This is a genomic window from Xanthomonas axonopodis pv. maculifoliigardeniae (assembly GCF_041519315.1).
Taxonomy (GTDB): domain Bacteria; phylum Pseudomonadota; class Gammaproteobacteria; order Xanthomonadales; family Xanthomonadaceae; genus Xanthomonas; species Xanthomonas euvesicatoria.
In genome coordinates this window covers 215,467-238,928 of sequence record NZ_CP167998.1, presented here as the reverse complement: position 1 = coordinate 238,928, position 23,462 = coordinate 215,467, and the positions used below count along the sequence as shown (strand labels likewise).

Genomic DNA, 23,462 nt, shown 5'->3' with positions numbered 1-23,462 from the left:
TGCGAACGTGAAAGCGCAAGTCTCTCACGCCAGCAATGGGGGCGTGCCGGTTGCCGCACAAGGCGGATCAGCGGCCCTTGATCAGTGGCAGCTCGGCCATCTGCCAGGCGGCCACGCCGCCTTCGAGCCAGTACACCTGTTCGAAACCAGCTTTCTTCAGCGTCTTGGCTGCACCGGCGGAGGTGGTGCCGCTGCGGCACACCACCACCACCGGCGAGGCCTTGGCGTTGGCCAATAGCTTGCCGGCCGGGTCGAACTTGGCCAGCGCCACGTTCCGGCTGCCGGCGATGTGGCCTTTTTCGAAGTCGGCAGTGGGCGACAGGTCGATCACCAGCGCATTTTCGCTGTTGATCAGACGGGTCAGCTCGGCCGGCTTGAGCGCGCGATAGCCGCGGAACAGGCGCGCGACCTCGGTGACGATCAGGGCGATGGTCAGGCCCACCAGGGCCAGCGACAACATGGGGTTGCGGCCGACAAAGGCCTGCAGCTCTTCGAAATTCACGGGGTCAGGGTCAGTCGAGCGGGCGGGAATTGTCGCACAGCTGGCGCACGCGACGCCCGGCGCGCAGGGGCCAGGCTACTGGCCCTTCCACAGGTCGGGCAGGCCGCTGGCCAGCCACCAGCGCTTCTGCTCGGGATTCCAGCGCCAGATCTCGATGCTGCGCACCAGCCGTTCGGCCTGGGTATTGCGGTTGATCACCCGCAACTCGACCTCGCGCCGCAGGTCGCCATTGGGGTCTTGGCCCACGCGCACCTCGCGGTAGCCGGAAATCTGCACCTGCTCGTAGCGCGAACGTTCCAGGTCGCTGAGCGGATGCGCCTGGGCATAGGCCGGCTCGACGAAGCCCTGCGCGGCATCGAAATCGTTCCAGCGCACGGCGGCCGTGTAGGCGGCCTGGATGGTTTCCAGCGCCCGCGCCTGGGCACGGCTGCCGGCATTGGCCACCCCGCTCAGCAGTGCCAGCCCAAGCAGCACGATCGTTGTAATGACTGCACGCATGCGTATTCCCCCGGATCCAGCCGGCATCCTACCGTTTTGGAAACGCCACGAAGCGCCCGCTCAACGTGGCCGCGGCGGCACCGGAGCCCAGTGCGATCTGCGCGCGCATGCCGATGCGCGCCTTGCCACGCTGCCGGAACGTCGCCAGAAAGGCCTCCCAGCTTCCCAACTCGGACGGCTCGGCATTGGCGACCAGGTCTTCGTACACCGGCGCGACATAGCGCAGCTGGCTGTCTGCAACGTAGACATCGGCGTGGTGCCCAGCCAATTGCAGCTGCAGGGTCAGCCACCCCCAGCTGGCCAGCGTCATCAGCGAGGCCAGGCTGCCGCCGAACGCATTGGCCTTGTCGTTGACGTTGGCCTGCAGCGGCGCCCGCAGGCGCAACGCACCATCGTGCAGACCGTCCACGGCAATGCCCATCGACAGGACCGGCGGCATGGCGATGAACTGCTGCTGCAGCGACTGCAGGGCGGATGCGAGCGTGCACGAAGGAGTCATCGGCAAAGACTGAAAGACGGCGAAGGGCGGCATCATGCCGCAATGTTCTGCGAGCGTCTTGTGCACCTGCATGACATGCGGTACCGCATGGTGAATGCAGTCATCGCCACGTGCGATGTGTGGGCCGGCATCGCGCTGGCCGCATGCAACAACCTTTTCGATGCCTTGGCCCAGCCCGGATCACGCGCTCGGTCAGCACGCGGTATCCGCCACGATGCCTGCCGGTGGCGTTGCAGATAGCGCGCCATGCATCAAACCGCCCGGCACGACCGACGCCTGCGCGCGAGTGCTTGTTTGCCACGCTAAGGTGCAAAGACCACCTTTCGATAGCCCTGCGCCACCCGCAACAGCGCGGTGGCCTTGGCTTTCCAATGCGTGCTGCGCTGCTTCTGTGCGCGCGTCAGCGGCGCATCGATGGTGCTGGTAAACACGATGTTTTCCGCAGCTGCATGGAAGAATTTGTCCTGGATGCACGCAGCCGGCGAGAGCTGATAGGTGGACAACTGGTGCGCCACCGGCGACTCGTTCCAGCCGAACAAAAAGATATCGGCCATGGTGTGCCAGCGCGCCTTCGCAGCCAGCAGCAATCGCGCCGCATCCCTGCTGATGATCAGCGCGCCGGCGCATACCGGCCAGCAATGCTGATACGTCGATGGCCGCACCAGGCGCAGTTGGCGTCCGGCGACATCCGCCACCTTGGCATCGAGTTTGATGCGGTTGTAGGACGGCTCCAGCCGCACGATGCTGCGGCCACCCGGTAGCCAATCGGTGCTGCCCAGCAACGCCGGCAGCGCATCGGACAGATGCATGTCGTCTTCGAAAATCGCCGTGTAGGCGTCGTCGGAATCGGCCGCAATGCGCCACGCTGCCTGGTGACTGAGAAAGCAGCCGATGTTGGACGCCGTCCACTTGCGCGGGCCGGCGCTGAAGGCATCGCCCGACCCTTCCAACGGGCGCTCGCGTACGAAGTGGGCGATCTGCTCGTCCGTCAACGTGGCGCCATCGATGGCAGCAATGCGCTCGAACGGCAGGCCCAGCGCATCGAAGCGCGCCGACATGGCCTGCAACCGGTCGCCGCTGCGCTGCATGTTGATAAGGTAGGACTTGATCACTTCGCCGCTCCAGCACGGTTGTCGGCCAGGATCGTGACCGGATTCCCAGCGGTTGCAAGAGGTTCCGGATCGAGTCGAAGGGCGTCAGTCAGGCTGCCGAACCATCGCTCCGGCTGCCGGCATTGCGCCATCGATTCGTACTGGCATCCCCGGATGCGGCGACAGTGGGCCGCAGGTGACCCACGCTCTCGCATAATCACCTCATGACCGGCCTTGCCCATCCCGACGCTGCCTGGACCCTGATCTCGCTGCGCCCCAGCGGTGAACATGCGCCGTTGCGGCGGGCAGTTGCGCGGCATGGCGGACGGGTACTTGCGCTGTCGCCATGGCGCCTGCAGACCCATGACACCGCACAGGCGCGAGACGCGCTGCGGCAGGCGCTGGCAGCGCCGATTGCGATTTTCACCAGCCCGGCCGCGGTGCAGGCAGCGCATCGTCTGGCGCCGCTGCAGCGCCCGGCGCAGGCGCACTGGGTCAGCGTGGGCGACGGCACTGCGCGCGCATTGCACGCCTGCGGCATCGACAGCGTGGTGCGGCCGGCGCGCATGGACAGCGAAGGCCTGCTTGCGCTGCCGCTGCTGCAGGCACCGTTACAGGCCGTCGGGCTGATCACTGCCCCCGGCGGGCGCGGCATGCTGGCGCCAACGTTGCAGCAGCGCGGTGCACGCATCGTGCGTGCCGATGTCTATCGACGCGTCCCGCTGCGCTTGCGCGCCTCGTCCATCCAGGCGTTGTCGCTTGCACTGCCGCGCAGCGTGCTGGCGCTCAGTAGCGCCGAAGCGCTGACGCTGGTTCTGCAACAGCTGCCTGCCGAACTGGTCGCTGCGTGGCAACAGCGTCCGGTAGTGGCATCCAGCGATCGCATGCTCGACGCCGCACGTGCAGCCGGTTTCGTGCATGGCATGCGCGCAGCAGGCCCGTTGCCGCAGCAGCTCGCCGCTGCTGCTGAGGCGGCAATCATGACACCACCACGACCTTGCTGAACTGCGAACTCAAGCACAGCTTGCCGCCGTCCGGCGCTGCACGCCATGCTGTGTGCGATGACTGCGGCGCCTGCGCCGGTCGTGACTGCCCGAGGATGTCCGAATGACCGAAATGCCCGCTCCTGCGCGACGCTTTCCCTTGGCATGGCTGCTGCTTGTCGTCGCCGTGGCGGCCGTGGGCGTGGCGCTGTTCCTGGGCTGGCGCGCGTGGCAGAACTATCAGGCAACGCAGCTGCAGGCCGCGCAGGCGCAGCAGCAACGCTGGGACGGCACCCAGCAGATGCTGGAGACGCTGCGCCGCGATCAGCGCCTGGCCAACGAGCGTCTGCAGGACGCGGCGGCCACCAACCGCGTCCTGCGCGACGAGATGCTGGGCTTGAGTCAGCGCAGCGCGTTGCTCGAAGACACCGTGCAAAAGCTGGCCGACCCCAACCGTCATGGCGCACAGGCGCTGCGCCTGGATGAAGTGGAGCTGCTGCTGCGGCTTGGCCAGCAGCGCCTGAGTATCGCCGGCGATGCCGATGGCGCGCGGCGCGCCTATGCGCTGGCCAACGGCGCACTCAACGGCATCGACGACCCCGGTTACCTCAATCTGCGTCAGGCATTGGTGCAGGAACGCGATGCGCTGGAGCGTCTGGGGGCCGGCCCGCAGGCGGAGGCGGGCAAGAATCTGGACACCTTGGCCGCCGAGTTGCAGCGCCTGCCGGAACAGACCGCACAGGCCAGCGCCGCGGCGCAACCGTGGTGGCAAAAAGCGCTGGCGCCGCTGGTGGACATCCGCCCCAGCCGCGGCGACGCCTTGCTGACCGGCGGCGACCGGCGTGCTGCGCGCGATGCAGTGCAGATCGAAATCAGCCTGGCCCGCGCCGCCGCGGAACGTGGCGATGCCGCCGGTTTTGTGCAATCGCTGCGCCGCGTGGAGACCTGGACCACCCGGCTCTGGCCGGATTCGCCGCAACGTCGTCAGCTGCGTGCACGCTTGCGCAGCCTGCAACAAGCGCCACTGCGTCCGCGCCTGCCGGAACTGGGCACCACCCTGCTGCAACTGCAGGCCATGCGTGAAGGGAGATCCACCCAATGAAAGTGTTGCGTACCGTCTTGATCCTGCTGATTGCCGTGGCGCTGGGCGTGCTTGGCGCACAGTGGCTGTCGCATCAGAACAGTTACGACCTGGGCAACGTCGTTGTCAGTGTGGGGGGCAACGACTATCACGCCGCGATGCCGCAGGCGGTGCTGATCCTGCTGATCGCATTGCTGGTGCTGTGGCTGCTCTGGACGTTGATCAGCCTGCCGTTCCGCGTGTGGGGCAAGTACCGCCGCAACAAGGGCCGTGCGCGTTTGATCGAAGGCCTGCGCGCTGCCGATCATGGCCAATGGCAGCGCGCCGAGCGGCTGCTGGTCAGTGCCAGCGAAGACGATGAGGTCAGCGGCATTGCCCTGGCCAGCGCGGTGCGCGTGGCCGATGCGCGCGGCGACGAGGCGGCGGCCACGGCACTGGCAAAGCAACTGGCCGAGCGCGACCCGACAGGCTATGCGCTGTTGCAGGGCGAGCGGCACCTGGCGCGCCAGCGCCCGGTCGATGCGATCAATGCACTGGATAGCGCCAACGCGCAGCCGTTGCCGGCACGCGGCCTGCTGTTGCGCACCCACGCCCTGGCGCAGATCGGTCGCGCCGACGAAGCCTATGGCCAGCTCGGTGCCCTGCGTCAGCAGGCGGTCTTGGCGCCCGATGCCTACAGCACGCTGGAAGCGACGCTGGCCGAGCAGACCCTGTTGCAGGCCAGCGACGCCAATGCACTGGCCGAGCGCTGGGAAGCATTGCCCAAGACATTACGCACCGCTCCGGCAGTGGTTGGCGCCTACGCGCAACGTGCGGCCGTGCTGCATTGGGACGATGCCGCCGTGCACAGCCTGGAGCAGGCGCTGGACGCGCAATGGGACGAATCGCTGGTACGCCTGTACGGCGTGCTGCCGCTGGAAAAATACGATTCGCGCCGCGCCAGCGCGCAACGCTGGCTGACCCAATATCCCGACAGCCCAGGGCTGTTGCTGACACTGGCGCGGCTCGCGCGTCATCAACAGCAGTGGTCGCAGGCCGAGGAATTCCTGCATCGCGCCATCGCAAGCGGCGCCGGCAGCGAGGCCTGGGAAGAGCTGGGACACGGGTTTGCCGCCTCCGGCGACCTGCTGTCGGCACAGCATTGCTACGCCAACGCCTTGCGCGCCGCACGCGGCGAACCGGTACGCGACGGCATGCCACAGCAGTCGTTGCGCGGGCCGATCGTCACTACGTACGACCCGGCGCCAGTCGATCCGCACGCAGCGGACGATCGCATTCTGTAGTCGGGACAGCGGCGGTATGCGATGTGCTTACCGCCGCACTGCACTCCCGCGAACGGGGCCAATGCGCGCCAAGCGGCCATCTGCTTCATCGAAGAAGCTGACGTCGCATTGTTAGCCATACAGCGATGGAATTAAGGATGGCGGACCCGCAACGGCAGAATTCAACTGCCGCTTCTGCAAATCCCCAATCCCGAATGCGCAATCCCGTACCGCACCACGGCATCAGCGCTCGACGATCGCCACCACGCCCATGCCGCCGGCGGTGCAGATCGAAATCAATGCACGGCCGCCGCCGCGCTCTTCCAGCTGTTTGGCGGCCGTGGCCACCACGCGTGCGCCAGTGGCGGCGAACGGATGGCCGGTGGCCAGCGACGAGCCCAGCGGATTGATCTTGTCCGGGTCGATGCGTCCCAGCGGCGCATCCAGCCCGAGGCGATTGCGGCAGTAATCCTCGCTCTCCCAGGCACGCAACGTGCACAGCACCTGCGCGGCGAAGGCCTCGTGGATTTCGTAGATGTCGAAATCCTGCAGGGTCAGGCCCTGACGCGCCAGCATCTGCGGCACCGCGATGGTGGGCGCCATCAGCAGGCCTTCGCCATGCACGAAGTCGACTGCCGCCACCTGTGCATCGCGCAGGTAGGCCATCGGCGTGTGGCCATGCGCCAGCGCCCAGGCTTCGCTGGAGAGCAGCACCGCGGCGGCGCCATCGGTGAGCGGGGTGGAATTGGCGGCGGTCAACGTGCCGCGGCCAGAGGTCTTGTCGAAGGCCGGGCGTAGCGTGGCGAGTTTTTCCAGCGAGGTGTCCGCGCGCAGGATGTTGTCGCGCGAGATGCCGCGGAACGGCGCAATCAGCGAGTCGAAGAAACCGCGCTCATAGGCAGCGGCCAGCTTGTGGTGCGAAGCCACCGCCCATTCGTCCTGCGAATCGCGCGAGATGTTCCATTCCTTGGCCATGTCTTCGCAGTGGTCGCCCATGCTCTTGCCGGTGCGCGGCTCGGCCACGCCGGGGAATTCGGGCTTGAGCTCGGCCAGCTTGAAGCCGCGCAGCAGCGCCCTGAGCTTGTCGCCGGTGGCCTTGGCACGGTTGGCGGCCAGCAGCCGTGCGCGCAACTTCTTGCCGTACACGATCGGCACTTCGGAGGTGGTGTCAGAGCCGCCGCCGATGCCCGAGTCGATCTGCCCCAGCGCGATCTTGTTGGCGATGGTGATCACCGAATCCAGGCTGGTGCCGCAGGCGCGCTGCAGGGTGATGCCCGGCGTCAGCGGCGACAGACCCGACGACAGCGCCGCCTCGCGCGCCAGGTTCCAGTCAGCGGAATGCTTGATCACCGCGCCCATCGCCACTTCGCCCAATTGCTGCCCATGCAACCCGAAGCGCTCGACCAACGCGCCCAGCGTGCGCACCGACATGCCCAGGTTGCCCACATCCGCGTACGCGGTGTTCTGACGACAGAACGGGATACGAACGCCGCCCAAAATGGCGACGGGACGGGCTGCGGGCATCGGTTGACCTGGCATGGAGGACTCGGGGACATGGCCTGCACAGGGCCGGCAGGCATAATGGCCGCAGTGTAGCTTCGACCCCGTGATGGGCCAACCGCGAATCATGAGCAAGACCGAACACGGCGTAACCGCCATGGGTGTGCTGGCGCTGGAATTGACCGGCGGAAGCGCCCCCGAGCGCGGCGCCTTGGCGCCGGCGCAGGCCGGCATGCTGGCCGAACGCATCGGCCGCGACCTGGCGCAATGGATCCCGGAAGTCCGCGATCTGGAATTGAGCGTGGCGTTGGCGCATTTCGATCCGTCCGAAGTGTTGCGGCCGGGCTGGCCGCTGCATCGGCGCCTGGAAGAGCTGCAGGCGCGTGCACCGGGGCGCGACCAGGGCCCGCGGGTGCTGGCCTTCGGTGCCGACGCGCAAGGCGAGATCCCGCTGCCGTTCCAGGCCGATGCGCAACTGGCCGGCGGTGGGTTGCGCGTGTTGCCGTTCCTGCTGTCGGGCGACCCGCACACGGTTGCCGGCGTGGCCGACGCCATGGAGGAAGTGCTGCTGGCCCAGGGAATGGCGCAGGCCGATACCGCGTTGCTGGCGCAGGAAAGCTTCGGCGCCCGCATCGAGCATGCGCGGTATCTCACCGCCAACGATCTGGCGGCGATGATGTCGATGCAGTACGACAATCAGGGCCTGGCGCCGCTGTGGCCGCTGATCGAAGCCGCACTGCTGGCGCCGCACACCGAAGAGTGGCTGGAGCAGCCCCCCGAGCCGGTGTTGCGCTACATCGATGGCGAAGTGCGTATCGCCTTGTTCGATCCCGCAGGCTGGTGCGATTACTACGCGCACGACCGCGAAGATTGCGAACGCCTGCGCGGCGTCTATGAGCACTATCTGGCACGCCAGCGGCAGATGGCCGCCGTGCTGGAAGCGCATGGGCTGCCCGTGCTGTACGTGCATATCGAGCCGGGCCAGGATCCGCGGCAGGCGCTGGCGGCGTGAGCCAGACGCCGGCGGCCTTGCCCCCCGCGCTGCAGGGCGTGCTGGAGACCGGCGTGTATGTTGCGGACCTGGAGCGCGCATGCGCCTTCTACGCGCGCGTGCTGGGGTTGCAACCGATGCACCGCGATACGCGCATGGCCGCCTACGCCATCGCGCCTGGGCAGGTCTTGTTGCTGTTCCTGCAAGGCAGCACCTCGGCGACGGTCACGCTGCCAGGCGGCACGATTCCGCCGCATGACGGCAACGGGCGCCAGCATTTCGCACTGGCGGTCGCAAGCGATGCCCTGACCGGCTGGGAAAATCACCTGCATGCCTGCGGGGTCGCCATCGAAGGCCGTACGCAATGGCCGGGCGGCGGGCAAAGCATTTACTTCCGCGATCCCGATGCGCATTTGCTGGAATTGGCGACACCGGGGTTGTGGGCGAATTATTGAGTGATCGCTGCGCGGTGAGCCGCATTTGCCGTGATCGATCAACACCTGAGGTTGTCGCGCGATTGGCGGGCTGGATGCCACCGGTTCGATCTCCTCGAACAGCGTGCACTGCCCCAAGCGAACTGTTCGCGTGCCCGATTGGGCCTGGCCCGAGCGGCTTTTGACAAGCACCGCGTCTGCCTACGCACAATGACCGCTGGCAAGCGCATCACCGGGTGATCGCAAGGGGCAGTGGAAGACGGCGTTTGCGGCGTTCGTTCGACAATGGCTGCGTTGGATGCGCACGGCTCGCGCTTACGGCATCGGCAAGCTGCCGCATCCAGGCGCATGCACCCATGTGTGCGCCATATCGCGATCGGAGCGAAGGTTGGACGCTGCACCTCGCGCCTACGCAAACGCCGCGGCGCTGTCGCCGCGGCGTTGGTGTGTGAGCTGCAGCGCTGCCTGCATGTCCACCGGCCGGTCGGCCGACATCGCCCGCAACGTCGTCGTATTCAACCGTTGCCGTGCATCGACAACGGTCGCGGAGCGCTTACTTGGTCGCCGCCTGCGCGTTGTCGGTGGTGATCACGCCGCAAGCCAGGCGGCCGCCCGCGTTGCCGGTGGGCTGGGTTTTGTAGTCGTCTGCGTCGGCATGCACGATCACCGCGTGGCCGGCGATATCGAACTGGTCGGCCTTGCCGAGGTTGACGTTGCTGGAGACCGGGCCGTCGATGCTGGCATTACCCTGCGCGTCGGCGGTGATGTTGGGCATGTCGCCACCATGGTGCGGCTCGGTGCTGACGTTGCCATGATCGGACTGGGACGGGTTGAAGTGACCGCCGGCGCTGCTGCCGTCCGGCGCGCTGCAATCGCCCTTTTCGTGGATGTGGAAGCCGTGCTCGGTATTGGGCTTGAGGCCGCTGAGCTGGCCGGTGACGCGGAGCGCACCGTCGACGGTCTTGAACGTCACCGTGCCTTTGACGTCATTGCCCTTGGTCGGCTTGAGCTCGGCGGTTGCGGTGGTGGTGGCCGCCGCCTCGGTGACCATGGAGGCGGCATGTTCGCCACCGTGCGCCGCTTCGGCCGGCGTGCTGGCCTGCGGTGCGGGTGCCGGCTCGGCCGGCGCTGGTTCCTCGCGCTTGCACGCGGTCAGCACCAGGGCGGTGGCCAGAAACAAGGTGGTCGGAACAATGCGCATGGAGTACTCCTGAAGAAAGGCCGCAACTGCAGCCGTTGACGCCCCGACTCAGGGCTGCGAAGGGGGCGTGCCCCATTGGGTGACGCGAATGACGCCGCAGGCCAGGCGCGCACCGGCATTGCCGCTGGGCTGGCTGCGATAGTCGTCGGGGTCGGCATGCACGATCAGCGACTTGCCGACCACGTCGGTCGGGGCGCCATCGCCCAGACTGATGCCGGACAGAATCATGTCCAGATGCACCACGCCTTCGGCGTCTGCACGCAGATTGTCCATGTCGCCCAGATGATGCGCGCCGCCACCGGCACGCCCGTGCGGCGCGCCACCCGGGTTGAAATGCGCGCCTGCGCTGCTGGCATCGGCCGCGCTGCAATCGCCGCGTTCGTGCACATGGAATCCGGACACACCGCCCGGACGCAGGCCGCCGATGGTGCCGGTGAGGCGGATGCCCTGCAGCGCCGGCACCAGCACCACCCGGCCGCTGACCAGGCTGCCCGAGGCCGAAGCCAGCGCGGCCTCGGCTTGCTGCACCGGTCGCGCAGGCACGATCCGCGCCGCTGGCGGCGGAGGCGCCTTGGGCGGCGGTGGCGTGCTGCTGCAGGCGGCCAGCGCCAGCGCGGTGAGGGCAACGATCGTGGGCGACCGGTAACGCATCGAGCAGTTCTCCTGATCAGGCTGGAAACCTATGCGGGCGCATGTTCACGTGTCATGAAATGGGCCTGCTGGCGGCACAGGAGTGTACGGGGTCGGTGTGCCGGGTCGGCCTGTCGGATGGTGTGCGAGGCGCCGGGCACGCTGCGTGACTGCCCGGACGACGGCGTCGGCACGGCAGGGTTGCGGTGGCGTCATCGACAGCGCCGCATGCGGCGGCGTACCACGCATCAATGCTTGCCGCGGGCACTGTCGGGCAGCCTCGGCTCGATCAAGGCATCGTTGGATAGGTGCGCGTGCACTCGCGCTTTCATCGGCACAGGCACCCTCGCCCCAACCCCGTCCCCATCGGCGAGGGGCGTTGGCCCCAGATCAGCGGCGTTTGCGCCCCGGGCCGAGTTTGCGGGTGACCGTGTTGCGGCCCAGTCCCAGGCGGGCAGCAGCTTCGGCGCGACGGCCCTGGGTGAGTTGCAGGGCCGCTTCGAGCAAGGTCCTGTCCAGGCGCTCGCGCGCTTCGGCGTGCAGGCCCTGGGCACCTTCGCTCAGGCGTTGCGCGGCCCAGCTGGAAAGCATGTCGTCCCACTGCCCGTCGCTGCGGCCGCTGCGGTGACGCCGGCCGCCGCGCGCCAATGCGGCGTCCACGTCGACCACGTCGATGATGTCCGAGGTCGCCAGCGCCGCCAAGCGCCAGCACACGTTTTCCAGTTCGCGCACGTTGCCGGGCCAGTCGTACTGGCGCAGGTCTTCCAGCGCGGCCGACGAGAGCCGCTTGGGCAGCATGTCGAGCTTGCGCCCGGCCATGGCCAGGAAATTTTCGGCCAGTTGCGCGATGTCGCCGCGCCGTTCGCGCAGCGGCGGCAATTGCAGGCGCACCACATCCAGGCGGTGCAGCAGATCGGCGCGAAAGCGGCCTTGTTCGACCAGCGCTTCCAGGTCCTGGTGGGTGGCGGCAATCACGCGCACATCGACGCGGATCAATTCGCGCCCACCGACGCGGAAGAATTCGTTCTCTGCCAACACGCGCAGCAGGCGGGTCTGCAGCGGCAACGGCATGTCGCCGATTTCGTCCAGAAACAGCGTGCCGCCATCGGCCTGTTCGAAGCGGCCGATATGCCGTTTGGTCGCCCCGGTAAAGGCGCCGGTTTCGTGGCCGAACAATTCGCTTTCCAGCAATTCGGCCGGGATGGCGGCGGTGTTGAGCGCGACGAAGGGTTTGCGCGCGCGCGGGGATTCGTTGTGCAGCGCGCGCGCGACCAGCTCCTTGCCGGTACCGGTTTCGCCATTGATCAGCACCGACAGCGGCGCCTGCGCCAGGCGCCCGATCGCGCGGAACAAGGCCTGCATCGCGGGCGTGTCGCCGATCAGCGAAGCCGAGCCCTCGGCCAGCCGCGTGGCGACGATTTCTTCGACGCCGGCATCGGCGTCCGGCAGCGCGCGTGCGGCCAGTGCCACCGCGTCGTCCAGGTCGAACGGCTTGGACAGGAACTCGTGCGCGCCGCCGCGGAAGGCGCCGGCGGTGCTGGCAACGTCGGTATAGGCCGACATCACGATCACCGGCAAGTGCGGGTGTTTGGATTTGAGTTTGTCGAGCAGGGTCAGGCCGTCTTCGCCGGGCATGCGCACGTCGGTGAACAGCAAATCCGGCGTGGGCCGCATGGCGAGCGCCTGCAGCGCGGCGGCGGCGCTGTCGAAGCCGTCTACGGCATAGCCGGCATCGCGCAAGGCGGTGGACAGCACGAAACGGACCGACCGGTCGTCGTCGACCACCCAGATATGGGATACGGCGGCGGCCTCAGCCATGCGGTTGCTCCTTGTCGTGATCGCCGGCCAGCTCGGGCAGCAGCAGGGTGAAAACGGTATGGCCCGGACGCGAGCGATAGGTCAGCGTGCCGTGGTGCTCGCGCGAAACCTGCTGGGCCAGCGCCAGGCCCAGACCGCTGCCTTCGGCACGGCCACTGACCAGTGGCAGAAACAGGTGCTCGGCCAGTTCTTCCGGCACGCCGCCGCCGTCGTCGATGATTTCCAGCCGCAGCGACATCGCATGCACGCGGTCGCGGATGCGCTGGCCATGCTCCACGCGGGTGCGCAGCGTCACGCGTGTGGCGCCGGCCTGGAAGGCGTTGCGCACCAGGTTCCACACCGCCTGGGTCAGGCGGTCGCCATCGCCCAGAATGTCGGGAATGCTGGGGTCGTAGTCGCGCTGCACCTGCACCGACCAGCCGCCTTCAGCTTCGGCCAGGCGTAGCACGCGTTCGAGCACGACATGGATGTTGAGGCGGTCGTGCGGGCGCGCCGGGGTGGGCGAGAGCAGCCGTTCGAGCAGGGTGTTGAGGCGCTCGATCTCGGTGCCGATCAGCTCGATCAGCTCGCGCTCGTCTTCGTCGCGCCCGGCCGCGCGGCGCGCCAGCAGCTGCGCGGCGCCCTTGAGCCCGGCCAGCGGGTTACGCAGCTCGTGCGCCAACCCTTTCAGCGCAGCGCTCAAGGCATTGGGCAGGGCGTGGGTGGGATCGAGCGCGGGAAATTCGTCGACCGGGTGGGTTTCCAGCAGCCAGCCGCCATCGTCCAGCCGCGACAGCCAGCCTTCGGCAAAACGCGGCGCATCGTTGGGCAGGCCCAGCGCCAGCCGGTGCAGGCGCAGTACGTCGCGTTCGTCATTGAGCAGGAAGCGCGCCAACGCGTCGCCCTGCACTTCCAGCGCGGCCAATGGCTGTTCGACCAATCGCCGTGCACTGACCCCGAGCCAGCGCGCGAACGCCGGGTTGACGCCCAGCACGCGGCCCTCGCGGTCGGCCCAGGCGACCGGTGTGCCCAGGCTGTCCAGTGATGGCATGGAAGAGGACGTCACCATTGCACCAATTTAGTGCAAACGGCAGCGCCTTGCATCGATGTCGCGCGAAGCGAAGCGTACGGAGACACCATGGAGGCCGGACGGCGGCGGGTCGCACCGATCCAGCGTGCATCCGCGCCGGCAGTCACGGGCGTGGGGCTGGTCATGCAGGCACCTCGGCAGTGGTTCCGCGCCCAACGGGCGGCGGGGGAAAACGGACCCGGCTGGGCGGTCCCGGCCGGGTCAGGGCGCCACCCGCGGCAGCGCGGCCGCGGGTGTGCATGCTCAGGACTCGTACGCAGCTTCACCGTGGGAGGTGATGTCCAGGCCCTCGCGCTCGGCTTCTTCGCTGACGCGCAGGCCGAACACCAGCTTGGCCACCAGGAACCCGACCACCGACACCACGCCGATCCAGCCCACGGTGATGCCTACGCCCAGGGCCTGGATACCGACTTGGTGCACGATGTCGTAATCGCCACCCTTCTGGCCGCCAAGCGAGGCCGCCGAGAACACGCCGGTGAGGATGGCACCGATGATGCCGCCCAGGCCATGCACGCCGAACACGTCCAGGCTGTCGTCGGCGCCCAGCAGGCGCTTCAGGCCGGTGACGCCCCAGACGCACAGCACGCCGGCGGCAAGACCAATGACGATCGCGCCGAACGGACCCACGGTGCCGCAAGCCGGAGTGATGCCGACCAGGCCGGCCACCATGCCCGAGGCCACGCCCAGGGCGGACGACTTGCCCTTGATGATCTTCTCGGTCAGCGACCAGCCCAGGATGGCGGCGGCGGTAGCCAGCAAGGTGTTGAGGAAGGCCAGCGCCGCACCGGCATTGGCTTCCAGGTTGGAACCGGCATTGAAGCCGAACCACCCCACCCACAGCAGCGAGGCGCCGACGAAGGTCAGGGTCACGTTGTGCGGCTTAATCGCCTCACGCCCCAGCCCGGCACGCTTGCCGACGAAGTAGGCGCCGACCAGGCCGGCAACACCGGCATTGATATGCACGACCGTGCCACCGGCGAAATCCAGCGCGCCCAGTCCGAACAGGTACCCGCCGGTGGCCCAGACCATGTGCGCTAGCGGCAGGTAGCCGAAGGTGAACCAGATCACCGAGAACAGCAGCACCGCAGCGAACTTGGCGCGTTCGGCGAAGGCGCCGACGATCAGCGCACCGGTGATGCCGGCAAAGGTCGCCTGGAACGCGACGAACACGTATTCCGGCAGGCTCACGCCCTTGGTGAAGGTCGCCGCCAGGGTTTCGATGGTGACGCCCTTGAGCAGCGCCTTGTCCAGATTGCCGATCCACGCGCCTTCGCCGGAGAACGCCAGGCTATAGCCGTACAGCACCCACAGGACGGTCAGCAGCGAGAACACCACCGCCACCTGGATCAGCACCGACAACACGTTCTTGGCGCGCACCATGCCGCCGTAGAACAGCGCCAGGCCCGGCACCACCATCAGCAGCACCAGCAAGGTGGAGGTCAGCATCCAGGCGACATCGCCCTTTTCCACCACCGGTGCGGCTTCGGCGACGGCGGCCGGCGGGGCGGCCGGCTGCGCCGACGGCAGCGGTTCGGTGGTGACCGGCTCGGTCGGCAACGGGGTGACCTGCGCACCGGACTGCGCCTGCGCGCTGCCCATGCCGCCCACCATCAGCGCGCTGAACAGCATCAGCATGCACACGCTGTAGAACCGGGCTTTCCACCCGGCAAAAAGAGCTGTCTTCATACGAACTCCGGGGCTGGTGGGGTCAGAGCGCATCGGCGCCGATCTCGCCGGTGCGGATGCGCACCACCTGCTCGATCGCGGTCACGAAGATCTTGCCGTCGCCGATCTTGCCGGTGCCGGCGGCGTTCTGGATCGCTTCGACCACCGCGTCCAGACGGTCGTCGGTGACCACCGTTTCGATCTTGATCTTGGGCAGGAAGTCGACGACGTACTCGGCGCCGCGGTACAGCTCGGTGTGGCCTTTCTGGCGCCCGAAGCCCTTGACCTCGGTCACGGTGATGCCCGACACGCCTGCTGCAGACAAGGCCTCGCGGACCTCGTCGAGCTTGAACGGCCGGATGATGGCGGTGATCAATTTCATGCGCATACCCCGAATGGAGGAAAGAACCGGCCGGCATTGCGCCGCCCGGCGGTGTCAGTCACCTGGATGCCACCCCGGCATCCGATCGTTCGCGATTGCGCGGACCCCAGCAGATGCCATGCATCCGCCTCGTGGGAGAGGTCAGGCCCGCGCGCCGCGAACGATGTGCTCTCTCGTTACCCCTGCGATCCACGGCCGGAGCCCTGGATCGATCGAACATGTGCGGCGATGGCGGAGGTGGGAGGGGGGCCTCCGCCATCACCGCGGTGGAACTCAGTTGCCGTAGTACAGCTGGTACTCCAACGGGTGGGTCGCAGCACGGAACTTGGTGACTTCCTGCATCTTCAGCGCGATATAGCCGTCGATGAAGTCGTCGCTCATCACGCCGCCGGCCTTGAGGAACTCGCGGTCCTTGTCCAGCGCTTCCAGGGCCTGGTCCAGGCTGGAGCACACCTGCGGGATCAGCTTCTCTTCTTCCGGCGGCAGGTCGTACAGGTCCTTGTCGCTCGGGGCGCCCGGGTCGATCTGGTTCTTGATGCCGTCCAGGCCGGCCATCATCAGCGCGGTGAAGGTCAGGTAGCCGGACTGCAACGGATCGGGGAAGCGCATTTCGATGCGGCGCGCCTTCGGGTTGGTGACCCACGGAATGCGGCACGAGGCCGAACGGTTACGCGCCGAATAGGCCAGCATCACCGGCGCCTCGAAGCCCGGAACCAGGCGCTTGTAGCTGTTGGTGCCGGAGTTGGCGAAGGCGTTGATCGCGCGGGCATGCTTGAAGATGCCGCCGATGTACCACAGCGCCAGCTGCGACAGGCCGCCGTAGCCGTCGCCGGTGAACAGGTTGACGCCGCCCTTGGCCAGCGACTGGTGCACGTGCATGCCCGAGCCGTTGTCGCCCACGATGGGCTTGGGCATGAAGGTGGCGGTCTTGCCGTTGCGGTAGGCGACGTTCTTGATGATGTACTTCATCGTCAGCAGTTCGTCGGCCTTCTGCACCAGCGAGCTGAACTTGGTGCCGATCTCGCACTGGCCGGCAGTGGCCACTTCGTGGTGGTGCACCTCGGTTTCGATGCCGACCTGTTCCAGCGTCTTGATCATTTCCGCGCGCAGGTCGTGCAGGCTGTCGGTCGGCGGAACCGGGAAGTAGCCGCCCTTCACGCCCGGGCGGTAACCACTGTTGCCGCCGTCGTACTTTTCGCCGGTGTTCCAGGCCGCCTCTTCCGAACCCACCTGGAAGAAGGTGTGGCCCATGTCGTTGGCAAAGCGCACCGAATCGAAGATGAAGAATTCCGGCTCCGGGCCGAAGAACGCCTGGTCTGCGGTGCCGGAGGACTTCAGGTAGGCCTCGGCGCGCTTGGCGATGCCGCGCGGGTCGCGCTCATAGCTCTGCATGGTGGCCGGGTCGAGGATGTCGCAGGTCAGCACGATGGTCGGATCGGCGAAGAACGGATCCAGATACGCGGTGCCCGCGTCCGGCAGCAACACCATGTCCGACTCGTTGATGCCCTTCCAGCCCGCGATCGAACTGCCGTCGAACATCTTGCCTTCTTCAAACAGCGCCGGCTCGATGATATTGACCGGAAAGGTGATGTGCTGCTGTACACCACGCATATCGACGAAGCGCAGGTCGACGAACTCGACCTTGTTGTCCTTGATCAGCTTTTCAACATTTTCCACGGACATCGGAAGAAACCTCAGGCAGGAGTTAAGTGGCTCGTGGGCGGTACTACAGCAGGGACCGTGCCAAGCCTGTGCGCTTCACAAGCCCTTGATTTTGCTTACATCGCTCGCGACTGTACCGCCAGCATCGCACCGTAAAAGTGCAAAGAGCAAACTAGAACGCACCGATATGGTGCATGCCGCAATGCACTATCCTGGCGCTTCCCTCACCCCTGCCCAGTCCGATGTCCGATCTGATTTCCGCCCTGTTGTTGGGCATTCTCGAAGGCCTCACCGAATTCCTGCCGATCTCCAGCACCGGCCACCTGTTGATCGCCGAACAATGGCTCGGACGCCGTTCTGACTTCTTCAATATCGTCATCCAGGCCGGCGCGATCCTGGCGATCTGCCTGGCGCTGCGGCAGCGCCTGTGGAGCCTGGCCACCGGCCTGGGCGAGCGCGCCAACCGCGACTACGTGCTCAAGGTCGGCGTCGCCTTCCTGGTCACCGCGGTGGTCGGGCTGATCGTGCGCAAGGCCGGCTGGCAATTGCCCGAAACGCTCCAACCGGTCGCCTGGGCGTTGCTGATCGGCGGGGTATGGATGCTGGTGGCCGAACACTTCGCCGGCAAGCTGCCCGAGCGCGATATGGTGACCTGGAAGGTGGCCATCGCCGTAGGCCTGGCGCAGGTCGTGGCCGGTGTTTTTCCCGGTACGTCGCGCTCGGCCTCGACGATCTTCATCGCGATGCTGCTGGGCCTGAGCAAGCGCTCGGCAGCGGCGGATTTCGTGTTCATGGTGGGCATTCCGACCATGTTTGCGGCCAGCGGCTACGCGCTGCTGGAGATGTACAAGGAAGGCGGTTTCGGCACCGAAAACTGGACCGACGTGGCGGTGGCCTTCGTGGCGGCGACCATCACCGGCTTTGTGGTGGTGAAGTGGCTGCTGGGCTATATCAAGAAGCACCGTTTCACGGTGTTTGCGGTGTATCGCATGCTGCTGGGCGCCGCCCTGCTGCTGTGGCTGCCGGCGGCGGCGGGCTGACATTCCACCGCCCCGGCCTGCACGTCGTGATGGCTGCGACGTGCAGGCCGGGCGCACACAAACGCGCTGGGCACTGCCGCGTCCGCGCGCTGCCAGCCGATTGCGGGCAACCGCCGCCCCGCCGGATATCGGACGCAGTCGCTTGGTTGGCGGCTCTGATGCGTCCACGTCGTGACGCCGGTCATTGCCCCGGGCGCACGCTGGCGGTATCACTGACGCATCGACCACCGGGAGCTGCGCATGCGTGCCGTGTTCTTCGCCCCTGCATTGCTGGCGGCGGGCGTGACGTCCTGCGGGTCGGGTGCATCGCCGGACCCACCCGGCTCCGGCCACGCTGCTGCGCGGGCACCGGTCACCGCTCCCCCCGACACGGACAATGTCCCGTTGCGCGCTGCCCTGCGTGCGCAGCACTGGCACTTGCAGCAGGCCAGCGATGCGCATGGCACGGCCTTGCGCAGTCTGTTCGTCGACGGCGTGTCGCCAGTGCAACTGGACTTCGACGATCAGCGCATCCAGGTCAGCCAGACCTGCAACGCGCTGGGCGCCAACTACAGCGTGGCCCAGGCGCACGTGCAGATTGGCCGGGTGGTCTCGAGCAAGCGGATGTGCGCCGATGCACGCCGGATGGCGCAGGAACGCGCGGCCAGCGACCTGTTGTCCGGGCGCTTTGCAGTGGTCATGGACAACGCGGCAGCCGTGCCTGGCCTGACCCTGACCCGCAGCGACGGCACCGTGCTGATCTTCGGCGGTACGCCCACCGCGGACACCCGGTATGGTGGGCCGGGGCAGACGCTGTTGATCGAGGTGGCCGCAGAGACCGTGCCCTGCGTTTTGGACCCTGCGCGCCGCTGCCTGGAAGTGCGCGAGCACGAGCCGGGCGCGGCCGCCGCGACAGAGGCCGCCACGTCGTGGCAGCCCTACGATGGCACGATCGAGGGTTTCGACCATGAAGAGGGCATCCGCACGCTGCTGCGCGTGACCCGCTACCCGGCCGTCAGCGCGCCTGACGCCAAACCGGTCTACGTGCTCGACCAGATGATCGAAGCCGGCGGCTAGCGCAGCCGCAGTAGGGGTCCGGCAACGGCATGGCACGCTGCGCCGCCGCCCCGCATCACAACTGGATGAGCACCTTGCCCACGTGTTGCGCCTTGGCGAAATAGTCCAAGGCCTGGGGCGCCTCATCGAACCGGAACGTCTTGCTGTGCAGGGTCTTGATGCGGTGCTGCTCGATCGCCCGCAGCAGGTCCACGAACATCGCCCGGCTGCCGTTGGCGATTCCGCGAATGGTCACGTTCTTGCGGATCAACGCCACGTAATCGGGAATGGGCGAAGACGCCCCGGGGGTGACGCCGATCACCACGATGGTCGCGTTCGCGGCCGCCGCCTTGATCGACTGCCCCAAGGTGTCCTGCCCGCCGGTCTCGATGATGACGTCCGCGCCGCCGCCGGACAGCTGTACGACTGCCTCGGCCCAGTCGGGGTGGGTGCGGTAGTTGACGGTGATGTCGGCGCCCAGGCGGCGTGCGAGCTCGAGCTTGTCGTCGCTGGACGAGGTGATGGCGACGCGGGCCCCGTGCAGCTTGGCCAGCTGGAGCGCGGCCATCGAGACGCCACCGGTTCCCAGACACAGCACCAGGTCGCCGGCCTTGATCCTGGCCACGTCCACCAGGGCGTTCCAGGCGGTCACCGCGGCCGATGCCAGCGCCGCGACATCCTCGTCCTCCAGCGACGCAGGCACCTTGATCAGGGCACTGGCAGGCAGCGACACCTTTTCGGCCAGCCAGCCGTCGTGGGTCACGCCCAGGTCGTGGGCGAACATCTCGGCATCGAACCTGCCCTCCAGCCAGGTGGGAAAGTGCCCGCTGACGACACGGTCGCCTGGCGCGACCTGGCTGACACCAGCACCGACGGAGGTCACGATGCCCACGCCCTCGGCAACCGGAACGCGCGTGGGCGCAAGCTTGCCGCCGTAGGTGCCTTTCAGGATCTGCAGGTCGCGGTTGATCAGGCCGACCAGCCGCGGAGCGACGATGACCTCACCTGGCCCTGCGACTGGCTCAGGCATCTGGACCGCGACCAGGCTGTCAAGGCCGGTTTGATTGCCAATCTGGAATGCTTTCAAGGGGATTACCTGTGCTGCGACGCCGGCCGGACGTGGCTGGCGTCAAGGGATGGGCGATCGACGCCATCGGCGCGATCACTCAGCGCAGCGACGGGTTCAACGTGTAGGTGCCGTGCAACGCCGCTTCGGCCAGCACATGCCCCTGCATCGCCAACAGCACATCGGCGGCGGTAAAGCTGTCGGGCAGGCTGAGTTTGGCCACGTCCAGCGCGAACACGCGGAAGAAATACCGGTGCACGCGCAGGTCGTTGAACGGCGGGTACGGGCCGTCGTAGCCACGGTAGTGGCCGGCCATGTCGGCATTGCCGGCGAACCACTGGGTGTAGGAATTCAGGCCCTGCCGGGCACCGGCCGGGCCGGCTGGCTGCTGCTTGCCCTTGACCACGAAGCCGTCGCTGCAGCTGCCCGCCGCAATCTCATGCACATCGGCGGGGATATCGGCCATGGCCCAATGCACGAAATCGGTGCGTGGCTGCTCGACGGGAATCTGCACGTCGTCACGGCCGACGGTGTCGGGCACGGTCGGCACGTCCGGGTCCAGGCACAGCAGCGCAAACGACTGTGTACCGGCCGGCACCTCGCTCCAGGCCAGGTGCGGATTGCGGTTGGGCGCAAAGCCCTCCGGCGTGCCGGCGGCAAATTCCACCGCGATGGGCTTGCCGTTTTCGATGCTGTTGCTGGTCAGACGCATGGCGGGTCTCCGAGGGAAGCGATACGGATCAGGGTGCCTGGGTCCGCGCCACAGCGGAAGACGTCGCGATGGAACCTTCTGATGCGCTCGGCCGGGTTTACCGCCGCGTACGTACCGCGCCTGCACACGATGCGACGAAGCGACTGCGGCCACGCCCAACTGCCGTAGGCGCGACCGCGTTGATGGCGCCTCAGTCCTGCGGGTAGCCGAAGCGCACCGCGATCAGGGTGAGCAGATCGAACTGCGCGCCGAGCACGCCGCGGTAATCGCGCCAGCGGCCGGAGGCCAACCGTGCCGGGCCACGCGGTTCGACCAGCGGGAAGCTCAGCCCGAACGCCTGCTCCAGGGCCGTCGAAATACCCTGCGGGTCGTTTTCGATCCCGTCCAGCCGGATGATGCGGTGGGGGTACAGGTCGCGCTCGTGCAGCGTGGCCAGCTGTTCCAGCGCGATCAGCAACCAGTCGGTGGCCTGCTGCGGCGATTGCAATGCCAGCGGCGCAGAAGCCCCGGCCGAGAGCCAGTCCAGCAACATGTCGCGCGGGTCGCGCAACGCGATCGCCAGCCGGCCCTCGGGCAGATGCGGGCGCAGCGCGGTCAGCAAGGTGTTGTCCCACCACAGCAACCAGTCGATGACATTGCCATCGTCGATGCCGCGGCGCGGCAGTTGCGCCTTCCAGCCTTCCACCAGCGCCGTCGGTGCCAATTCGCCAGAGGCCAACTGTTCGAGGGTGCGGTAGCTCTGCAGCGCATCCGATGGCGGCGTGGTGCCATAGCGGTCGCCACGCACCAGTGGGGTGGCCGCGCCCATCACCGCGACCAGGCGTTCGACATGCGAGCCGGGCGTGCCCCACACGAACAGCGGGCGCGCGGTGACCGTGTCGGGAATGCTGCCCAGCGCAGGCCACTGCGTCGGCTGCCTGGCTGCCTGCGGCGGCAGCGGCAACCGATGCTGGGCCTGTTCGCGGTGGAACTGCATCCAGGTACCCACGGCGGCATCGGGCTGGCCGGCGCGGTCCTGCACATTGCCCAACCATGGCCGCAGCACGGTCTGCTGCGGTGCAGGCAGCGACTCGATCAACGATTCGACGCAGGCGATCGCCGCCGGCGGGTCGCGTTGCAGCAAGGCTTCGACGATGCGCTGCTCGCCGCTGATGCGGCCCGGCTCCACCGCCACGATCTGGCGCGCCACCATTTCCGCCTCGTCGGCCTGGCCCTGCATGTCGTGCACGCGCATCAGCGCTTCCAGCGCCGGCAGGTGTTCGGGCATGGCCAGCAGCCAGCGCTCGATCACCGCCTGCGCCTGCGGCCCACCGACCGGCTCCACTGCCAGGCGCGCCAGCCACAGGTCGTGCGCCGTGGCCGAGGTGGCCAGTGCCGCATCCAGGGTGTCGCGCGCATCGTCCACCGCGCCCAGCCGCTCCCAGGCGGTGAGCAGCGCGTGCAACGTGCGGCGGTCGGCCGGCCAGTGCGCCAGTGCCAGGCGCAGGTGCGCGGCGGCCTGATCGGGACGACCGGCCTGCAGCTCCATCTCGCCGGCCAGCCGGCGCATGGCCGGCAGATCGCCGCCGGGCTGCTCGAGCACGCCCTGCATCGCCGCCAGTGCATCGTCCAGGCGGCCCTGGCGTTGGGCCAGTTGCGCAATGAAGGCGCGCAGCGCAGTGCCCGGCGGATTGAGCTCGATCACGCGCTCGAAGGCGCGCTCGGCGAACGCAAAATGCTCCTTCTGCAGATACGCAAAACCCAGCGAAAACAGCACGCGGGCATCGTCGGGCAGCTGCTCGGCAGCGCGGGTCAACAGCGCCAGCGCGCGGTCGCTGTGGCCGCGGCGCATTTCCACCACGCCATCGACCGCCAGCAATTGCGGGTGTTCCGGCGCCAGGCGCGCAGCGGTGCGGCTCAGCCGCTCGGCCTCGTCCAGATCGCCGCGTGCCACCGCCAGATGCGCCTGCATCACGTAGGCATTGAACTGGTTGGGATCCAGCGCGGTACTGCGCGACAGCGCGGCATCGGCGGCGGACAGATCGCGCGTGGCCAGCAATGCGCCGGCGCGCAGCAGGTGCAGGTCGGCATCTTCGGGCGTCAGCGTCAGCGCGGTATCGATGCTGTCCAGTGCCAGCACCGGCTGCCCTTGCTGCTGCAGCGCAAGCGCCAGCCAGCGGTGGGCGCCGGCATGATCGGGCGCGTTGGTGACCCACTCGCGGGCCAGCGCCACCGCATCGTCGGCCGCATTGCGGCGCAGGGCTTGAAGGATGGCGTCTTGCATGGCGGTGGCGGGTCCCGGACAAACCGCTATTGTAACGATGCGCGCTGCGGCGGCTTGCATGGGCGACGCACGCTGCTG

The 23,462-nt window shown here is 67.6% G+C and carries 22 protein-coding genes; 7 read left to right on the top strand and 15 right to left on the bottom strand.

Going from position 1 to position 23,462, the window contains the following annotated elements; genetic code table 11:
* Positions 1-67: 67 nt before the first annotated feature.
* From ACDH77_RS00990 to ACDH77_RS00975, 4 genes are all read right to left on the bottom strand, one after another.
* Positions 68-502, bottom strand: coding sequence for a rhodanese-like domain-containing protein (locus tag ACDH77_RS00990; protein WP_005912207.1), 435 nt, complete (start codon positions 500-502; stop codon positions 68-70).
* 75 nt (positions 503-577) lie between these two features.
* On the bottom strand, positions 578-1,000 hold the full coding sequence (locus ACDH77_RS00985) for a hypothetical protein (protein ID WP_011345931.1): 423 nt from the start codon (positions 998-1,000) through the stop codon (positions 578-580).
* A 28-nt stretch (positions 1,001-1,028) separates the two neighbouring features.
* Positions 1,029-1,499: a YiiD C-terminal domain-containing protein gene (locus ACDH77_RS00980; RefSeq protein ID WP_017156408.1), complete on the bottom strand. Its 471-nt coding sequence runs from the start codon at positions 1,497-1,499 to the stop codon at positions 1,029-1,031.
* A gap of 302 nt (positions 1,500-1,801) precedes the next feature.
* Complete coding sequence (locus ACDH77_RS00975) at positions 1,802-2,611, bottom strand: glycosyltransferase family 25 protein (protein WP_372353680.1); 810 nt, start codon at positions 2,609-2,611, stop codon at positions 1,802-1,804.
* 203 nt (positions 2,612-2,814) lie between these two features.
* Here ACDH77_RS00975 and ACDH77_RS00970 point away from each other — a divergent pair, with 203 nt between their 5' ends.
* From ACDH77_RS00970 to ACDH77_RS00960, 3 genes are all read left to right on the top strand, one after another.
* The gene (locus tag ACDH77_RS00970; protein WP_008572011.1) at positions 2,815-3,594 is read left to right on the top strand and encodes a uroporphyrinogen-III synthase; all 780 of its coding nucleotides are present in this window, start codon (positions 2,815-2,817) and stop codon (positions 3,592-3,594) included.
* Positions 3,595-3,697: 103 nt separating this feature from the next.
* Positions 3,698-4,675, top strand: coding sequence for a uroporphyrinogen-III C-methyltransferase (locus ACDH77_RS00965; RefSeq protein ID WP_372353679.1), 978 nt, complete (start codon positions 3,698-3,700; stop codon positions 4,673-4,675).
* Positions 4,672-5,937, top strand: a complete 1,266-nt coding sequence (locus ACDH77_RS00960; RefSeq protein WP_372353678.1) for a heme biosynthesis protein HemY — start codon at positions 4,672-4,674, stop codon at positions 5,935-5,937. The genes ACDH77_RS00965 and ACDH77_RS00960 overlap by 4 nt, the downstream gene beginning before the upstream one ends.
* Positions 5,938-6,159: 222 nt before the next feature.
* Here the strand turns inward: ACDH77_RS00960 and ACDH77_RS00955 are convergent, their stop codons facing one another.
* A complete protein-coding gene (locus tag ACDH77_RS00955; protein WP_218556168.1) occupies positions 6,160-7,455 on the bottom strand; it encodes an acetyl-CoA C-acetyltransferase in 1,296 nt (431 codons plus the stop codon).
* A gap of 88 nt (positions 7,456-7,543) precedes the next feature.
* Here ACDH77_RS00955 and ACDH77_RS00950 point away from each other — a divergent pair, with 88 nt between their 5' ends.
* Together ACDH77_RS00950 and ACDH77_RS00945 are read left to right on the top strand one after the other, a co-directional pair.
* Positions 7,544-8,428: a hypothetical protein gene (locus tag ACDH77_RS00950; protein WP_039417480.1), complete on the top strand. Its 885-nt coding sequence runs from the start codon at positions 7,544-7,546 to the stop codon at positions 8,426-8,428.
* Positions 8,425-8,862 carry a VOC family protein gene (locus ACDH77_RS00945; protein WP_372353677.1) on the top strand — a complete coding sequence of 146 codons (438 nt, stop codon included), beginning with the start codon at positions 8,425-8,427 and terminating at the stop codon, positions 8,860-8,862. The genes ACDH77_RS00950 and ACDH77_RS00945 overlap by 4 nt, the downstream gene beginning before the upstream one ends.
* A gap of 532 nt (positions 8,863-9,394) precedes the next feature.
* Here ACDH77_RS00945 and ACDH77_RS00940 read toward each other — a convergent pair.
* The 7 genes from ACDH77_RS00940 to glnA all read right to left on the bottom strand — a co-directional run bounded on the left by ACDH77_RS00940 (position 9,395) and on the right by glnA (position 17,289).
* Positions 9,395-10,042, bottom strand: coding sequence for a superoxide dismutase family protein (locus tag ACDH77_RS00940; protein ID WP_014088999.1), 648 nt, complete (start codon positions 10,040-10,042; stop codon positions 9,395-9,397).
* 48 nt (positions 10,043-10,090) lie between these two features.
* Complete coding sequence (locus tag ACDH77_RS00935; protein WP_011345922.1) at positions 10,091-10,693, bottom strand: superoxide dismutase family protein; 603 nt, start codon at positions 10,691-10,693, stop codon at positions 10,091-10,093.
* Positions 10,694-11,062: 369 nt separating this feature from the next.
* Positions 11,063-12,490: a nitrogen regulation protein NR(I) gene (gene ntrC, locus ACDH77_RS00930; protein WP_008571547.1), complete on the bottom strand. Its 1,428-nt coding sequence runs from the start codon at positions 12,488-12,490 to the stop codon at positions 11,063-11,065.
* A complete protein-coding gene (locus ACDH77_RS00925) occupies positions 12,483-13,538 on the bottom strand; it encodes a two-component system sensor histidine kinase NtrB (protein ID WP_008571546.1) in 1,056 nt (351 codons plus the stop codon). The genes ntrC and ACDH77_RS00925 overlap by 8 nt, the downstream gene beginning before the upstream one ends.
* 264 nt (positions 13,539-13,802) lie before the next feature.
* Entirely contained in the window at positions 13,803-15,245 is a 1,443-nt protein-coding gene (locus ACDH77_RS00920; RefSeq protein WP_031420647.1) for an ammonium transporter, read from the bottom strand.
* Positions 15,246-15,267: 22 nt separating this feature from the next.
* Positions 15,268-15,606 (bottom strand): P-II family nitrogen regulator, encoded by a 339-nt coding sequence (locus ACDH77_RS00915; RefSeq protein WP_002808480.1) that lies wholly within the window; start codon positions 15,604-15,606, stop codon positions 15,268-15,270.
* A gap of 273 nt (positions 15,607-15,879) precedes the next feature.
* Positions 15,880-17,289 (bottom strand): type I glutamate--ammonia ligase, encoded by a 1,410-nt coding sequence (gene glnA / locus ACDH77_RS00910; RefSeq protein ID WP_003488480.1) that lies wholly within the window; start codon positions 17,287-17,289, stop codon positions 15,880-15,882.
* Between the two features lie 221 nt (positions 17,290-17,510).
* On the opposite strand from glnA, the gene ACDH77_RS00905 reads away from it, so the two are divergent.
* Positions 17,511-18,308 carry an undecaprenyl-diphosphate phosphatase gene (locus ACDH77_RS00905; protein WP_109290530.1) on the top strand — a complete coding sequence of 266 codons (798 nt, stop codon included), beginning with the start codon at positions 17,511-17,513 and terminating at the stop codon, positions 18,306-18,308.
* Positions 18,309-18,548: 240 nt separating this feature from the next.
* Positions 18,549-19,364, top strand: a complete 816-nt coding sequence (locus ACDH77_RS00900) for an META domain-containing protein (RefSeq protein ID WP_031420643.1) — start codon at positions 18,549-18,551, stop codon at positions 19,362-19,364.
* A gap of 55 nt (positions 19,365-19,419) precedes the next feature.
* On the opposite strand, the gene ACDH77_RS00895 is transcribed toward ACDH77_RS00900, so the two are convergent.
* From ACDH77_RS00895 to ACDH77_RS00885, 3 genes are all read right to left on the bottom strand, one after another.
* Positions 19,420-20,430, bottom strand: coding sequence for an NAD(P)-dependent alcohol dehydrogenase (locus ACDH77_RS00895; protein ID WP_031420641.1), 1,011 nt, complete (start codon positions 20,428-20,430; stop codon positions 19,420-19,422).
* A gap of 79 nt (positions 20,431-20,509) precedes the next feature.
* Positions 20,510-21,121, bottom strand: coding sequence for a YbhB/YbcL family Raf kinase inhibitor-like protein (locus ACDH77_RS00890; protein WP_372353676.1), 612 nt, complete (start codon positions 21,119-21,121; stop codon positions 20,510-20,512).
* Between the two features lie 190 nt (positions 21,122-21,311).
* Positions 21,312-23,384 carry a tetratricopeptide repeat protein gene (locus ACDH77_RS00885; protein WP_031420638.1) on the bottom strand — a complete coding sequence of 691 codons (2,073 nt, stop codon included), beginning with the start codon at positions 23,382-23,384 and terminating at the stop codon, positions 21,312-21,314.
* Between the last annotated feature and the right edge of the window lie 78 nt (positions 23,385-23,462).